Here is a 15,464-nt window from a genome sequence, read left to right as displayed (position 1 = left end):
GGCGGCCTGCTCGCAGCGACGACGGGGCAGAATGGACGGCGATGAGCACCACCACCTCCCGGCGCGGCGGACGACGACCCTCCCGCGACGACGGACCCCGCGCCTCCTTCTCGCAGCTCGTGCCCTACCTGCTCGAGCACCGCGGCATCCTCTCGGTCGTCGTGGTCCTCAGTCTGTTCGGAGCGGCGGCGAGCCTCGGCCAGCCCCTGCTCGTCGGCCAGGTCATCACCCGGGTCCAGTCCGGTCTCGATCTCGGCCCGCTCGTGTGGGCCCTCGTCGGCCTGGTCGTGGCCTCCGGGCTCATCTCGGGCTTCGCGCACTACCTACTCCAGCGCACCGGCGAGGGGATCGTGCTCTCGAGCCGCCGCCGCCTCGTCGCGCGGCTGCTGCGCCTCCCCATCCGGGAGTTCGACGCGCGCCGCACCGGCGACCTCGTCTCGCGCGTCGGCTCCGACTCCACGCTCCTGCGCGCGGTGCTGACCCAAGGGCTCGTCGACTCGATCGCGGGCTCCCTCGTCTTCGTCGGCGCGATCATCGCGATGGCCGTCATCGACTGGGTGCTGCTGCTGATCATCGTGGCGGTGGTGGCGGTGGCCCTCGGGCTCGCGCTGACCCTCGGCCGCGGCATCCGCACCGCCAGCCGCAAGGCCCAGGAGAAGGTCGGCGATCTGGCCGCGGCCGTCGAGCGCGCCATCAGCGCCGTCCGGACGATCCGTGCCGCCGGAGCCACCGATCGCGAGATCGCGGTCGTCGACCAGCACGCGACGGAGGCGTACCGCCTCGGGATCCGCGTCGCGCACGTCTCGGCCCTCGTGGTGCCGGTGGCCGGGATCGCCATGCAGGTCGCCTTCCTCGCCGTCCTCGGCGTCGGCGGCTACCGCGTCGCGTCCGGCGCGATCGACATCGCCCAGCTGGTCTCGTTCATCCTCTTCCTCTTCATGATGGTGATGCCGCTCGGCAACTTCATCGGCGCCATCACCTCGGTGAACTCGGCGCTGGGCGCCCTCGGCCGCATCCAGGAGATCATCGATCTGCCGATCGAGGGCGACGGCGACGCCTCCGCGGGCGGCCTCGGCGCCGGCGTGGCGGAGGAGGCCATCTCCTTCGAGGACGTGGTGTTCTCCTACGAGGAGGGCGCCGTTCCCGACGCGGCGGCCGTAGCGGACGAGCGCGACCGCACCGTCCTGCGCGGCGTCTCCTTCACCGTGCCGCGCGGCAAGCGCACCGCCCTGGTCGGGCCGTCGGGAGCGGGCAAGAGCACGATCCTCGCCCTCATCGAGCGGTTCTACGACCCGGAGGCCGGCGTCGTCCGACTCGGCGGTGTCGACATCACGGCCATCGACCGCGACGCGCTCCGCGCGCAGATCGGCTACGTCGAGCAGGACGCCCCGGTCCTGGCCGGCACCATCCGCGAGAACCTCGTCCTCGGCCGCCCCGACGCCGACGACGCCGACTGCCTCCGGGTGCTCGAGGCGGTGAACCTGACCGACGTGCTCGAGCGCAACCCGCTCGGCCTGCACGCGCCGGTGGGCGAGAGCGGAGTGATGCTCTCGGGCGGTGAGCGTCAGCGCCTTGCGATCGGCCGCGCGCTCCTGGCGGCCCCGCCGATCCTGCTGCTGGACGAGTCCACGTCGAGCCTCGACGGACTCAACGAGCAGCGCCTGCGCCTGGCGATCGACGCGGTCGCCGAGAACCGGACCCTGCTGGTGATCGCGCACCGCCTGTCGACGGTGGTCGATTCCGACCGCATCGTCGTGCTGCAGAAGGGCGAGGTCGTGGGAGTCGGCACCCACTCCGAGCTCGTCGAATCGACGCCGCTCTACCGGGACCTCGCCAAGCACCAGCTGCTCGTCTGACGGACGCCGCAGCGGCGTCTCGCGACCGCCGCCGCCTCATGCCGGTCGACCAGCCGCGCAGCGGCGTGTCGAGACGCCCGCACGTCTCGACCGGCAGCCTGCGCCCGCTCGTCCCTCAGCGCGGCGGCAGCCGCAGAGCCCCGTCGAGCCGGATGGTCTCGCCGTTGATCATGGGGTTCTCGACGATGTGCCGCACCAGGGCCGCGAACTCCTCGGGGCGTCCGAGGCGAGCCGGATGCGGCGTCGCCGAGCCGAGCGCCTCGCGGGCCCTGTCCGGCAGCCCGGCGAGCAGGGGCGTGTCGAACGTGCCCGGTGCGATCGACACCACGCGCACGAGCCGGGCCGCGAGCTCGCGCGCGAGCGGCAGGGTCATCGCCGCCACGGCTCCCTTCGACGCGGCGTAGGCCGCCTGTCCGATCTGCCCCTCGAAGGCGGCGACGGAGGCGGTCGTGACCAGGACTCCCCGCTCCCCGTCGACCGGCTCCCGCTCGGCGATCGACGCCGCGGCGAGGCGCAGCACGTTGAGCGTCCCGGTCGTGTTGATCCGCAGCACCCGGTCGAACTGCTCGAGCGGCAGCGGCCCGTCGCGTCCGAGCAGCCGCCCGGGTGTGGCCACCCCCGCACAGCTCACGGCGACGCGCAGCTCCCCCGCCGCCGCCACGGCGCGCGAGACGGCGTCCGGATCGAGGACGTCCCCGGCGATCAGCTGCACGGAGGCGGGCAGACGCGCGGCCTCCACCGCGTGCGGCAGGTCGAGCACGACCACGTGCGCTCCTGCGGCGTCGAGCGCCGTCGCCGTCGCGGCTCCCAGTCCGGATGCTCCCCCCGCGATCAGCGCGGACGTCCCCTCGAGTCGCACGGTCAGCCCGCCGGAGCGGGGGTGGAGTCGGCGTCGGGCTCGTCGGTCGGCTCGCTGCCGGGCTCCCCCGTCGGATCACTGCTCGGCTCTCCGGACGCGAGCGCCTGCGCCGAGCAGTCGGTCAGCGTGGCGTCGTAGGCGTCACGGGCGCGCTGCGCCGCCAGGCGGACCTCCTCCTCCGCGAGCGGGCTCGCGAGCGGCGGCCGGTCGCTCAGGCCGTAGCGGGCGAGGCAGTCGCTGATCAGGCGGGTCATGCGCGCGCCGCTCTCGGGATCGGCTGTGCCGGTGGGCGCCGGGGCGGCGGTCGCGACGGAGCCGGAGTCGCGGACGGACCCATCCGGCACCTCCGCGGCGGGACCGGAGCAGGCGGTGAGGCTCAGTGCGAGCGCGACTCCGACGAGCAGCGCGACGGGCGGGCGGAGCGTCGTGCGCAGGAGCATGGACGACCTCGTTCGTGACGGCTGCGGGCGGGAGTGCGGCCACGGTAGCGCAGTCGATGCTTTCGGCGAGCGCTGGGCGCGCTCTCACGCCCCAGTGGCACCCCCAACGGGGCACAGGCGCGCCTGTCAGGAGGGCTCGGCGAGCGCCCACATCGCGACCGCCGACGCCGCAGCGACGTTGAGCGAGTCGATCCCGTGCCGCATCGGGATCTGGACGGCGACATCGGCGGCGGCGAGCGCGTCGGCGGTGAGACCCTGCCCCTCGGTGCCGAGCACGAGGGCGACGCGCTCCGGAGCGCGGGCGGCGAAGTTCCGCAGGGGCACCGCCTCCGGGGTCAGAGCCATCGCCGCGATCGTGAAGCCCGCTCCGTGCAGGAGCCGCTGCGTCGACGGCCAGTCGCCGACGCGCGTCCAGGGCACCTGGAGGACCGATCCCATGCTCACGCGGATGGCGCGGCGGTAGTACGGATCGGAGCAGCGCGGCGTCACCAGCACGGCATCGGCTCCGATGGCCCCGACGGAGCGGAAGATCGCGCCGACGTTCGTCGGGTCGACCACGTCCTCGAGCACGACGACGCGGCGCGCTCCCGCGAGCAGGCCGGCCGGGTCGGGCAGCACGGGCCGGTCCATCGCCGCGATCAGGCCGCGGTGCAGGGTGTACCCGGTGAGCTCGGCCAGGAGCTCACCCGGGCCCGTGAGGACGGGGACGTCGAAGCGGCCGACCAGGCGCTCGGCCTCGCCTGCCGACCCGCCGAGGGCGAGCACCGAGCGCGGCCGGTGCCCGGCGGCGATCGCGCGCTCGAGCACGAGCGCCGACTCCGCGATGTACAGGCCGTGCGGGCCGCGGGCGTTCTTCAGCGCGACGTCGGTCGCGTGCGCGTAGTCTCGCAGCCGCGGGTCGTCGAGCGCGGTGACCTCGATCCGCTCCACCGGATCAGGCGAAGGGGTCGGGGGTGAGCGTGTACTTGGTGCTGAGGTACTCGTGGATCCCCTCGAGTCCGCCCTCGCGGCCGAGGCCCGACTGCTTCACCCCGCCGAAGGGCGCCGCCGCGTTCGAGACCACCCCGACGTTGAGGCCCATCATCCCGGTGGCGAGCCGCTCGATCATCCGCTGACCGCGGGCGAGGTCGCGCGTGAAGACGTAGGACACCAGTCCGTACTCGGTGTCGTTGGCGAGCGCGACGGCGTCGTCCTCGTCGGTGAACGGCACGATCGCGAGGACCGGGCCGAAGATCTCGGTGCGCAGGATCTCGCTCTCCCGGTCGACCCCCGCGAGCACGGTCGGCCGGTAGAAGTGGCCCGCCCCCTCGATCCGATCGCCGCCGGTGAGCAGGCGCGCGCCGCGGGAGATTGCGTCCTCCACCAGCGCGGACGCCTTCTCGACCGCGCGCTCGTCGATCAGCGGGCCGATGGTCACTCCGTCCTCGGTGCCGCGGCCGACGCGCAGAGCGCGCACGCGCTCCACGATCCGCGCGGCGAACTCCTCGGCGATCGACTCGTGCACGAAGAAGCGGTTGGCGGCCGTGCAGGCCTGGCCGATGTTGCGGAACTTCGCGAGCATCGCGCCCTCGACCGCCCGGTCGAGGTCGGCGTCCTCGAACACGACGAAGGGCGCGTTGCCGCCCAGCTCCATCGAGGTCCGCAGCACGTTCTCGGAGGCCTGCTGCAGCAGCGTGCGCCCGACGGGCGTGGAGCCGGTGAAGGACACCTTCCGCAGGCGGGGATCCGACAGGATCGGAGCCGACACGGCTCCCGCCGAGGACGTGGTGACCACGTTGAGCACGCCGTCGGGGAGCCCCGCCTCGGCGAGCAGTGCCGCGAAGGCGAGCGTGGTGAGCGGAGTGAGCTCGGCCGGCTTCACGACGACGGTGCAGCCCGCCGCCAGCGCCGGAGCGATCTTCCGCGTCGCCATCGCGAGCGGGAAGTTCCAGGGGGTGATGAGGTAGCAGGGGCCCACCGGGTGCTGCGAGACGATCATCCGGCCGCTGCCCTCGGGCGAGACACCGTAGCGTCCGCTGATGCGCACCGCCTCCTCGCTGAACCAGCGGAGGAACTCGCCGCCGTACACGACCTCGCCCCTCGCCTCCGCGACCGGCTTGCCCATCTCGAGCGCCATCAGGAGCGCGAACTCCTCGGTGCGCTCCTGCAGGAGGTCGAACGCCCGCCGGAGGATCTCGCCCCGCTTCCGCGGCGCCGTCGCGGCCCACGACGGACCGGCGGCGACGGCGGCGTCGAGCGCCCGGACCCCGTCCTCCGGAGTCGCGTCGGCGATCGAGACCAGGACCGCTCCGGTGGCCGGGTCCTCGACGTCGATCGAGCCGCCGCCGGAGGCGTCCACCCACTCACCGCCGATCAGCAGCTGCGTGGGGATGCGGGCGAGCAGAGCGGTCTCGGCGGCGCGGGACGCGACGGAATCAGTCACAGGAGGGAACCACTTCTTCGGATCGGAGCGCGCAGACCGCGCCGGGAGGAGCTTCTCGTCCTCCCAGTGTAGGACGGGCGATCGCTCCGGGGGCGTGGTCGCCGGGAGCCGCGAGGACCTGCGCCTCCCTGAGCCCTGTGGAGGGACGAGCGCTCAGACGGACCGCTCGACGCGGACTCCCGCCTCCGTCAGCTCGCGCAGCGCCGCGGCACTCGCCTCCTTGGAGACGCCTGCGACCAGGTCCTGGAGCACGCGGACCTCGAGCCCCGCCCGTCGCGCGTCGAGTGCCGAGGCGCGCACGCAGTGGTCGGTCGCGAGTCCCACGACGTCGAGCGCGGTGACGCCCCGCTCCGCGAGCACGGCGCCGAGCTCCTCGCCCGCCTCCGTCGTGCCCTCGAAGGCCGAGTAGGAGGGACGGCCCTGTCCCTTGAGGATCTGCACGTCGATCCGAGCGGTGTCCAGGGCCGGGTGGAACCGCGCGCCGTCCGTGCCGGCGACGCAGTGGACGGGCCAGCTGTCGACGAAGTCCGGCTCCACCGCGAAGTGGCCGCCGTTGTCGGAGTCGCCCTCGTGCCAGTCGCGGGAGGCCAGCACCGCGGAGTACCGGTCGGCGTGCGCCGCCAGATGCGCGGTGATGCCCTGGGCGACGGCCGCGCCGCCTGTGACGGCGAGCGCGCCGCCCTCGGTGAAGTCGTTCTGCACGTCGACGATCAGGAGTGCGGTGGTCATCGTGGGCCTTCCGGGAGGAGGTGGAGAGGAGGAGCGGGAGGTCGACCCGCCCGCGTCAGGAATCGGAGAGCGAGGATCCGCAGCGGTAGACGCCCGTCACGAGGGTGTCGATCGCGGTCTTCGCCGAGTCGGAGACGTCGCCGAGAGCGTAGACCGCGAAGGTCAGCTCGGTGCCGTCCGCCGCGGTGACCACGCCGGCCAGTGTGTAGCCGGTGTCGATCCAGCCCGTCTTCGCGCGCACCGCGCCGTCGGCCGCGGCGTTGTCGCCGGCGAAGCGGTCGGAGTAGGAGAGCGAGCCCGTCCGGCCCGACACCGGCAGGCCGTCCAGGAGGATCCCCAGCTGCCCCTCGCGGGCCTGCACCTTCCGGAGCAGCTCGGTGAAGTACGCCGGCGCGACCGCGTTGTCGTCGCTCAGGCCGGAGCCGTCGACGATCGCGATCCCGGACGTGTCGACGCCGTAACCGGCGAGCCCCTGCAGCACACCGGCCTGCTCGGCAGCGAAGTCGCTGCCCGCGCCGGTGCGGATCGCGACGAGCCGCGCGAGCATCTCGGCGATCGCATTGTCGGAGACGAGCAGCATCTGCTGCACGAGCGTGCCGACCGGAGCCGACTCCACTGTGCCGAGAACCGCGGCGCCCGCGGGAGCGGTCCCGGTGGAGACCACGGGCGAGCCGTCCAGCTCGTCGGCGAACGCCTCTCCGGCCCGGCCGACCGGATCCGTGCCGCGCTCGGAGGTCGAGGCCGTGGGGTCCTCGCGATCGCCGTCCACCTGGAGCGCCGTGATCTCGGGCATGTAGCCGTCGACCTGCTCCTTGCGGTTCCAGCTCGGCTGCCAGGTCTCGCCCGAGTAGAGGGAGGAGTCGAGCACCAGCGACGTGATCGGCGTCCCGGCGGTGGACGGGTCCGCCTCCCAGGCGCTCTCGACCTGCGCCGCGAGGTCGTCGAGGTGGGCCGCTCCGGCGTAGGTCGACTCCCGGCCGGTCGGGAGCCGGGTCAGGGTGAGGTCTCCCCCGCCGACGAGGACGACGCTTCCGGGCTCGCTCCCGCGGACCACGGTGGTGGCGATGCGCGTGTCCGGGCCGAGGACCGCGAGCGCCGACGCGGCCGTGAGGATCTTGAGGGCGGAGGCGGTGCGGGACGCGGTCCCGCCCCCGCGGTCGAACAGGACCTCGCCCGTCGCGGCGTCGACCACACGCGCCTGCATCGAGCCCAGGCGCGGGTCGGCGGCGAGCCCCGCCACCGAGCAGGTGCGGAGCGCCTCGGCCGCCGCTTCGGCGGTGGGCCGCGCCGTGGCCGTCGGCGTCGGTGCGGGAGTCGCGGTGGCGGTCGGGGTCGAGACGACGGGCAGCGCCCCGGGCTCCGCGGCGCTGCCGAGGGCCGTCCCCACGCCGAAGGCGCCGCCACCGAGCACGGCGGCCACGAGCACCGCGGCGACCACGAGAGTGCGGCGACGGCGGGGAGGAGGCGTGTCGGTCATCCGCAACAGGGTAGCGACGCGAGTTCGACGCGACCTGGACGCCGCGGATGAGGCCGGGAACTCGCGGATCCGGCCGGGACGTCGCGGATGACGGGAGAGGGAGCCGCCTGTGGGAATCGAACCCACGACCTTCTCATTACGAGTGAGACGCTCTGCCGACTGAGCTAAGGCGGCGTGCACGCGGGGCCTGAGCCCCGGACACGATTACACAGCATAGCCTGCTCGCGCCCCCGGGCGTGAATCAGGACGGTGCGGTCGAGCAGAGGCTCCGCGACGGCGGCGGCGACCGCCGCACTCGGCTCAGGCGAGCGCGCCGCGGAGCTCCTCGAAGGAGCGGGCGATGCGTCCGGGCAGGGCCTCCCGGCCGTCGTGATCGACCCAGGCCGCCCAGGCGTGGCGGACGGCGGCGAGCCCGAGGAGCGTCAGCATCCGCGCCCGGCTGCGCACCCGCTCCGCGTCGTCGTCCTCCTGGCCGAGACGCTCGGCGACGAGCCCCTCGACCGCGAGCTCGAACTCGCGCATGCCCGCGATCTTCAGACCGACCAGATGCGGGTGCTCGCGGAAGAGCGCGCGGCGGAGGACGTGCAGCTCCCGGTCCTCCTCGAGCGGCTCCTCCATCGCGGCGACGAAGACCCGCTGCAGGTCCTCGAGCACGGCGCCCCGGCCCGCGACGAACGCCGCCGCCGTCTCGTCGGCGATGACCGGGAGCCCGCCGACCAGCGCGTCCTCCTTCGAGGCGAAGTAGTTGAAGAAGGTGCGCGTGGAGACGTCGGCGGCGCGCGAGACGTCGTCGATGGTCACGCGCTCCGGCCCGCGCTCGCTAGCGAGGCGAAGGACGGCGATCTCGATCGCCCGCCGCGTGGCCAGGCGCTTGCGCTCGCGGAGCCCGGGCTGCTGCTCGCGGGACCGCTCCTGCTCGGTCAGCACTGCGGATCCACCTCCGGGACGGTCCCCTCGAGCAGGTACGCGTCGACCGCGTCGTTCACGCAGGACGTCGACTTGTTGTAGGCCGTGTGGCCCTCGCCGTCGTAGGTGACCAGGTGACCGGCGGAGAGCTCGCCCGCGAGCGCCTGCGCCCATACGTAGGGCGTCGCGGGATCGTTCGTGGTGCCCACGACCAGGATGGGCGCCGAGCCCTCCGCGGTGATCGGCTCGCGGGAGCCCTCGAACGCCGCCGGCCACTCGCTGCAGAGGATGTCGCCGTAGGCCATGTAGCGGCCGATCGTCGGCGCGGCCTGCTCGAGAGCGGCCTCGTCGGCGCGCATCGAGGCGGTGTCGGCGTCGTAGGAGTAGTCGACGCAGTTGATCGCGAGGAACGCCTCGGTGGTGTTGTCCGCGTACCGGCCGTCCGCGTCGCGCCCGTTGTAGGCGTCCGCGTACTGGAACGCGACCGCGGGGTCGCCCCGGCGGACGCCGGCCAGCATCTCGCTCAGCGCTCCCCACGCCGTGGCGTCGTAGAGCGGGTAGACGATCGCGGTGAACAGCGTGCTCGCGCCGAGCTCCCGGCCGTCGGCGGCGCGGATCGGCGAGGCGTCCACGTCCTCGAGCATGCGCTTCAGCTGGGCCATCCCCGCGTCGACGGTGCCGGTGAACGGGCAGTCGTCCGAGCGGAGGCAGTCGGCGAGGTAGGCGCGCAGTGCGCTCTCGAACCCCTTCGCCTGCTCGCGCACCACGTCGAACGAGGTGGCCGCCGGGTCGATCGCGCCGTCGAGGACGAGGCGGCCGACCCGGTCCGGGAACAGCCCGGCGTAGGTCGCTCCGAGGAACGTGCCGTAGGAGTAGCCGAGGTAGTGCAGCGTCTCGTCGCCGAGCGCCGCGCGCAGCACGTCGAGATCACGGGCGGCGCTCGGGGTGCCGACCTCGGGCAGCAGCGGCCCGCTGCGCTCCTCGCAGGCGGCGGCGAACGCGGCAGCGGTCGTGCGCTGCGCCTGGATCCACTCGTCGCTGCCCCGCTCCCCCGGCGTGATGTCGTAGAGGTAGGAGTCGAGCCCCGCGGCGTCGAGGCAGGAGACCGCGGTGGAGGCGCCCACTCCGCGCGGATCGAAGCCGACGACGTCGTACCGGGCGGCGAGCGCGGAGTCGACCGCGTAGTCGGCGCTGTCGCGGATGAAGTCGACGCCCGACGCTCCCGGCCCGCCCGGATTCACGAGCAGGGACCCGATCGCCGGGCCCTTCGTCGCGGGTCGGCGCACCAGAGCGATCGACGCGGTCTCCCCCGAGGGGTCGTCCCAGTCGAGCGGGACGGTCGCGTCGGTGCAGAGAGCGCCGTCACCGCAGTCGTCCCAGACCAGCACCTGCGAGTAGTAGCGCTCCAGGGAGTCGTCGACGGTCTGCGGGTAGGGGGTGGAGGTCCGGTCGACGCTCGGGCCGGGCGCGAAGCAGCCGGTCAGGAGGGACGCGGCCGCGACGAGCGCGACGACGGCGGCCGACCGGCGCCCCCGCCTCACGCGGCCACCGGACGGCGCGCCGCGACGACGAGCAGCGCCTCGAGAGCGAGGACCGGGGAGACGTTCGCGTCGATCCGCTGCCGGGCTGTCGCGATCGCGTCGAGGACGGCGAGCGTGCGGTCGGGCGGAGTCGCGTCGGCGAGCGCGGTCATCTCGGTCCGGACCTCCTCGTTGATGACGCCGCCGGGCGCCCCGAGCTGGAGGCGCACCACGTCGCGGTAGAGGGAGAGCAGGTCGACGAGGATCCGGTCGAGGCCGTCGCGGAGGCTCCGCGTCGCGCGTCGTTTCTGGTCCTCCTCGAGCGCCCGCAGCTGCGAGCGGAGCTGCGCGGGCACGGTGCCTCCGGGCTCGACGCCGAGCGAGCGCAGCGCCTGCTGCCGCTCGGCCTCGTCGCGCTCGAGGGTGATCGCCTTGGCGTCCTCGGTCGCGACCTCGATCATCCGCGCAGCGCCGAGGACCGCGTCCGAGACGCCGCGGAGGCGCAGGGCGATGCGGAGCGTCTCCTCGCGGCGCTCGCGCGCGTTCGCGTCGGTCGCCAGGCGGTGCGCCATCCCGATGTGGCTCTGAGCCTGGCGGGCGGCGCGCTCAGCGGTCTCGGGGTCGACCCCGTCGCGGCGCTCGAGGAGACCGGCGACGTCCTCGATGCTCGGCACGCGGAGCCGCACGGAGCGGACGCGGGAGCGGATGGTGGGGAGCAGATCGGCCTCGCTCGGGGCGCACAGGATCCAGACCGTGCGCTCCGGCGGCTCCTCGAGCGCCTTCAGCAGCACGTTGGACGTGCGCTCGCTCATCCGGTCGGCGTCCTCGATGACCATGACGCGGTAGCGCGACACCGAGGGCGAGTACTGCGAGCTGCTGACCAGCCGCCGCACCTCGTCGATCGAGATGATCACGCGCTCGGTCGTCAGCACGGCGAGGTCGGGATGGGAGCGGGCGGCGACCTGGCGGCAGTCGGGGCACTCCCCGCAGCCGCCGTGGCGGCAGAGCAGTGCGGAGGCGAACGCGTAGGCGAGGTTCGAGCGGCCGGACCCGGGAGGGCCGGTGATGAGCCAGGAGTGCGTCATCGACGACGACTCCCGGCCACGGTCGTCCCGGGGCGTCGAGGCGTCCTGCAGGGCGCCGATGGCGTGCTCCTGCCCGACGAGCTGGCTCCAGACGGTCATGCCACCAGGCTAACCGCGAGCACCGACAGCCGACGCGCCGTCGAGGAGCGCGGCGACCCGCTCCCGCACCGCGGCCGCGATCTCCTCGACCGGGAGACCGGCGTCCACGACGAGGAAGCGCTCGGCGTCCGTCTCGGCGATCGCCAGGAACGCCTCGCGCACGCGCCCGTGGAACTCCGCCTTCTCGGCCTCCAGCCGGTCGAAGCGGGTGCGGGCCGCGTCGAGCCGGCCCCGCGCGACGGCGGGGTCGAGGTCGAGCAGGACGGTGAGGTCGGGCCTCAGGTCGTGGGTGGCCCACTCCGAGAGCCGCCGGACCTCGACGGCGTCGAGGACCCGCCCGGCTCCCTGGTAGGCGACGGAGGAGTCGATGTAGCGGTCCTGCACGACGACCTCGCCACGCTCGAGCGCCGGTCGCACGAGCGTCCCGATGTGCTGGGCGCGGTCCGCCGCGTAGAGCAGGGCCTCGGCCCGCGGATCGATCTCGCCGCGGTGGTGCAGAACGATCTCGCGGATCTGCAGGCCCACCTCGGTGCCTCCGGGCTCGCGGGTGCGGACGACGGTCTCGCCGCGCATGCCCAGCCACTCCTCGAGCAGCCGGGCCTGCGTGGTCTTGCCCGCGCCGTCCCCGCCCTCGAGGGTGACGAACAGCCCGGTCACGACTCCGTCGCGTCCGACGTCTCGGCGGCAGCCGCCGCAGCCGCGCGGCTCGCGGCGGTGGCGCGGGGCGCGGCGGGCTTCTTCGCTGCGGTCGTCTTCTTGGCGGCCGCCGTCGTCTTGGCCGCCGTCGTCCTAGCCGCCGTCGTCTTGGCCGCCGTCGTCTTGGCCGCCGTCGTCTTCGCCGCGGGCTTCCTGGCCGGCGCGCGCTTGGCCGGAGCCTTCTTGGCCGGGCCCTTCGCGCGCTTGTCGGCGAGCATCTGGACCGCCTGCTCGAAGTCGATCTCCTCGATCGTGAGGCCCTTGGAGATCGTGACGTTGGTCTCGCCGTCGGTCACGTAGGCGCCGAAGCGTCCGTCGCGGATCCGGATCGGCTTGCCGCTGACGGGGTCCGCCTCGAACTCCTTCAGCGCGCTCGACGCGCGTCGCGCCCCGTACTTCGGCTGGGCGAAGATCTCGAGCGCCGTCGGCAGGTCGACCTCGAAGATCTGGTCCTCGCTGGTGAGCGACCGGCTGTCGGTGCCCTTCTTGATGTACGGGCCGTACCGGCCGTTCTGAGCCGTGATCGGCTCGCCGCTCTCGGGGTCGTCGCCGACCGTGCGCGGCAGGTCGAGCAGGCGCAGCGCCGTCGCCAGGTCGATCGACGCGACGTCCATCGACTTGAAGAGGGAGGAGGTGCGCGGCTTCACGACAGCGGGCTTCTTCGCGCCGCGCTTCGCGGGCGCGGGCTCGACGACCTCCCCGGTGGCGGGATCCGCCGTGGTCTCCGGCTCCGGATCGACCTCGGTCACGTAGGGGCCGAAGCGCCCGTCCTTGACGACGACGGTCTTGCCCGAGTCGGGGTTGCTTCCCAGCACGCGGTCGGTCTGCACCGGGGCGTCGACGAGCTCCTGCGCCTTGGCGGGCGTGAGCTCGTCGGGAGCCAGCTCGAGCGGCAGGTTGACGCGACGCGGCGTCTCCTGCCCCTCCTCCTGGGCCACCTCGAGGTAGGGGCCGTACTTGCCGATGCGCAGGGTGATGTCGTCCGTGATCCGGACGGAGTTGATGCTCTTCGCATCGATCTCGCCGAGGTTGTCCACGACGTGTCGGAGCCCGGGGTGCGTGCCTCCGCCGAAGTAGAAGCGGTTGAGCCAGGCGACGCGGTCCTCCTCGCCGCCGGCGATGCGGTCGAGGTCGCCCTCCATCTCGGCGGTGAAGTCGTACTCCACCAGGTCGGAGAAGAAGTCCTCGAGCAGCCGGACCACCGAGAAGGCGATCCAGTTGGGCACGAGGGCGGTCCCGCGCGGAGTGACGTAGCCGCGGTCGACGATGGTGGAGATGATCGACGCGTAGGTCGAGGGCCGGCCGATGCCGAGCTCCTCGAGCGCCTTGACCAGGCTCGCCTCCGTGTAGCGCGGGGGCGGCGAGGTCTCGTGGCCCTTGGCCTCGACCTCGGCGACGACCAGGCTCTGGCCGACCTCGAGCACCGGCAGCTTGGCGTCCTTCTCGTCGCGGGCGCCGTGACGCTCCTCGTCGTGCCCCTCCTCGTAGGCGAGCAGGAATCCGCGGAAGGTGATGACGGTTCCGGAGGCGGTGAACTCGGCGGTCTTCGCGACGTCGCCGGCCGGCTCGGCGAGCAGCGTCACGGTGGCGGTCGAGCCCTTGGCGTCGGCCATCTGCGAGGCGACGGTGCGCTTCCAGATGAGCTCGTAGAGGCGGAGGTCGTTGCCGCGGAGGGTGCCCGAGAGCTGGTCCGGGGTGCGGAAGGTCTCGCCCGCGGGCCGGATGGCCTCGTGCGCCTCCTGCGCGTTCTTGTTCTTGCCGGAGTACAGCCGGGGCTTGTCCGGGACGGTCTCGGCTCCGTAGAGGGACGCGGCCTGAGTGCGTGCGGCGTTCAGCGCCTGCTGCGAGAGCCCGGGCGAGTCGGTCCTCATGTAGGTGATGAAGCCGTTCTCGTAGAGCGACTGCGCGACGCTCATCGTCTGGCGCGCCGAGAAGCGGAGCTTGCGCGCCGCCTCCTGCTGGAGCGTGGACGTGGTGAACGGGGCGGCGGGGCGGCGCGAGTACGGCTTGGACTCGAGGTTCGAGACCCGGACCGTGGTGGCGGGGTCGCGCAGCGCCTCGGCGAGGGCACCGGCGGTGGACTCGTCGAGGACGGTGACGTCGCCCTTCAGCTGACCGCGGTCGTCGAAGTCGCGGCCGCTTCCGATCCGCTTGCCGTCGAGCCGCGCCAGGCGGGCGTCGAAGCCCGCCGCGGCGTCCGACTCGGGTGCGAGCACGGTGGCGAGGTCCCAGTAGCTCGCCGACACGAACGCCAGGCGCTCCCGCTCGCGGTCGACCACCAGGCGGGTCGCGGCCGACTGCACCCGACCGGCCGAGAGCCCGGGGCCGACCTTGCGCCACAGCACGGGCGAGATCTCGTAGCCGTAGAGGCGGTCGAGGATGCGGCGGGTCTCCTGGGCGTCGACCAGGGAGGTGTCGATGTCCCGGGTGTTGTCGCGCGCCTTCTGGATCGCGTCCTTCGTGATCTCGTGGAAGACCATGCGGTGCACGGGGACCTTGGGCTTGAGCTCCTCGAGGAGGTGCCACGCGATGGCCTCGCCCTCGCGGTCCTCATCAGTGGCGAGGTAGAGCTCGTCGGCGTTCTTCAGCGCGCGCTTGAGGTCGGCGACCGTCTTCTTCTTCTGGTCGGACACGACGTAGTAGGGCTCGAAGCCGTTGTCGACGTCGACGGAGAACTTGCCCAGCGGGCCCTTCTTCAGCTCCGGGGGGAGGTTCTTCGGCTCGATGAGATCGCGGATGTGCCCGACGGAGGCGAGCACCTCGTAGCCGTCGCCCAGGTACTGGGCGATGGTCTTGGCTTTCGCCGGCGACTCGACGATCACCAGCTTCTTCGTGCCGGACACAGTTCTCCTCGATTGGTGCTGTCGGGTCGGACGACCAGTGGTCCGACGTCCCCTGCTGCGGGGAGACGGTGCGCGGCGACGTGGTGCGGGGAACGGCGACGCGTCCCCATCGGCGGGGGCGCCCGACAGGCACACCATACACACTGACCCCGGACGTGCTGCCCCCTCCCGAGGACACGGGGACCTCGGGAGGACGCTGGACACGGCCTCGGAGCCGCCTGCCCGGCCTGCCGTCGACGGGGGTGACGCGCGGCGCCGATCGGCGCATGATGAGGCATGGCAACGACGCACACCACCACGACCTCCGCCTACACGGCCAAGCTCCTCGACGGACCGCTGGAGGGCAAGACCCTCCGCCGGGGATACGGCGACGATCAGGCCCCCGCCGCACGCCTCGAGATCCCCGGGGCGAGGGCGGGCTCCCGCTACATCTACCTCCTCGCCGGCGGCCTCGAGCACGACGAGGGCGCGGGCGCCCTGCCGACCGCCGCCGCGTACCGGTACCAGCGACTCTCCTCCGACTGACGCGCTC

The 15,464-nt window shown here is 73.2% G+C and carries 13 protein-coding genes and 1 tRNA gene; 2 read left to right on the top strand and 12 right to left on the bottom strand.

Features of this window, described 5'->3' with window-relative positions; genetic code table 11:
- The first annotated feature begins 41 nt into the window (after positions 1-41).
- A complete protein-coding gene (locus C5B98_RS11120) occupies positions 42-1,856 on the top strand; it encodes an ABC transporter ATP-binding protein (protein WP_104233721.1) in 1,815 nt (604 codons plus the stop codon).
- 115 nt (positions 1,857-1,971) lie between these two features.
- Here C5B98_RS11120 and C5B98_RS11115 read toward each other — a convergent pair whose 3' ends face one another.
- The 12 genes from C5B98_RS11115 to topA all read right to left on the bottom strand — a co-directional run bounded on the left by C5B98_RS11115 (position 1,972) and on the right by topA (position 14,932).
- Positions 1,972-2,715, bottom strand: coding sequence for an SDR family NAD(P)-dependent oxidoreductase (locus C5B98_RS11115; RefSeq protein WP_104327799.1), 744 nt, complete (start codon positions 2,713-2,715; stop codon positions 1,972-1,974).
- 2 nt (positions 2,716-2,717) lie between these two features.
- Positions 2,718-3,155, bottom strand: a complete 438-nt coding sequence (locus C5B98_RS11110) for a hypothetical protein (protein ID WP_104233723.1) — start codon at positions 3,153-3,155, stop codon at positions 2,718-2,720.
- Between the two features lie 126 nt (positions 3,156-3,281).
- Entirely contained in the window at positions 3,282-4,085 is an 804-nt protein-coding gene (locus C5B98_RS11105) for an RNA methyltransferase (RefSeq protein ID WP_104327798.1), read from the bottom strand.
- A 4-nt stretch (positions 4,086-4,089) separates the two neighbouring features.
- Positions 4,090-5,577: an NAD-dependent succinate-semialdehyde dehydrogenase gene (locus C5B98_RS11100; RefSeq protein ID WP_104327797.1), complete on the bottom strand. Its 1,488-nt coding sequence runs from the start codon at positions 5,575-5,577 to the stop codon at positions 4,090-4,092.
- Between the two features lie 153 nt (positions 5,578-5,730).
- On the bottom strand, positions 5,731-6,306 hold the full coding sequence (locus C5B98_RS11095; RefSeq protein ID WP_104327796.1) for a nicotinamidase: 576 nt from the start codon (positions 6,304-6,306) through the stop codon (positions 5,731-5,733).
- A 55-nt stretch (positions 6,307-6,361) separates the two neighbouring features.
- Positions 6,362-7,783 carry a D-alanyl-D-alanine carboxypeptidase/D-alanyl-D-alanine-endopeptidase gene (dacB, locus tag C5B98_RS11090; protein WP_104233727.1) on the bottom strand — a complete coding sequence of 474 codons (1,422 nt, stop codon included), beginning with the start codon at positions 7,781-7,783 and terminating at the stop codon, positions 6,362-6,364.
- Between the two features lie 101 nt (positions 7,784-7,884).
- Positions 7,885-7,957, bottom strand: a tRNA-Thr gene (locus C5B98_RS11085).
- A gap of 126 nt (positions 7,958-8,083) precedes the next feature.
- A complete protein-coding gene (locus tag C5B98_RS17010; RefSeq protein WP_181027157.1) occupies positions 8,084-8,710 on the bottom strand; it encodes a TetR/AcrR family transcriptional regulator in 627 nt (208 codons plus the stop codon).
- The gene (locus tag C5B98_RS11075) at positions 8,704-10,230 is read right to left on the bottom strand and encodes an alpha/beta hydrolase (RefSeq protein ID WP_104327795.1); all 1,527 of its coding nucleotides are present in this window, start codon (positions 10,228-10,230) and stop codon (positions 8,704-8,706) included. Before C5B98_RS11075 ends, C5B98_RS17010 begins: the two co-directional genes overlap by 7 nt.
- A complete protein-coding gene (locus tag C5B98_RS11070) occupies positions 10,227-11,393 on the bottom strand; it encodes a DNA polymerase III subunit delta' (protein WP_104233729.1) in 1,167 nt (388 codons plus the stop codon). Before C5B98_RS11070 ends, C5B98_RS11075 begins: the two co-directional genes overlap by 4 nt.
- A 9-nt stretch (positions 11,394-11,402) precedes the next feature.
- Positions 11,403-12,050, bottom strand: coding sequence for a dTMP kinase (gene tmk, locus C5B98_RS11065; protein ID WP_104327794.1), 648 nt, complete (start codon positions 12,048-12,050; stop codon positions 11,403-11,405).
- Complete coding sequence (topA, locus tag C5B98_RS11060; RefSeq protein WP_104327793.1) at positions 12,047-14,932, bottom strand: type I DNA topoisomerase; 2,886 nt, start codon at positions 14,930-14,932, stop codon at positions 12,047-12,049. The genes tmk and topA overlap by 4 nt, the downstream gene beginning before the upstream one ends.
- Before the next feature lie 276 nt (positions 14,933-15,208).
- On the opposite strand from topA, the gene C5B98_RS11055 reads away from it, so the two are divergent.
- Positions 15,209-15,457 carry a hypothetical protein gene (locus C5B98_RS11055; protein WP_104222197.1) on the top strand — a complete coding sequence of 83 codons (249 nt, stop codon included), beginning with the start codon at positions 15,209-15,211 and terminating at the stop codon, positions 15,455-15,457.
- Positions 15,458-15,464 lie beyond the last annotated feature (7 nt).

The organism is Rathayibacter sp. AY1A5 (genome assembly GCF_002930875.1).
Taxonomy (GTDB): Bacteria; Actinomycetota; Actinomycetes; order Actinomycetales; family Microbacteriaceae; genus Rathayibacter.
Note: the sequence above shows the minus strand (reverse complement) of the source record. Positions and strands in the feature narration are given on the sequence as shown.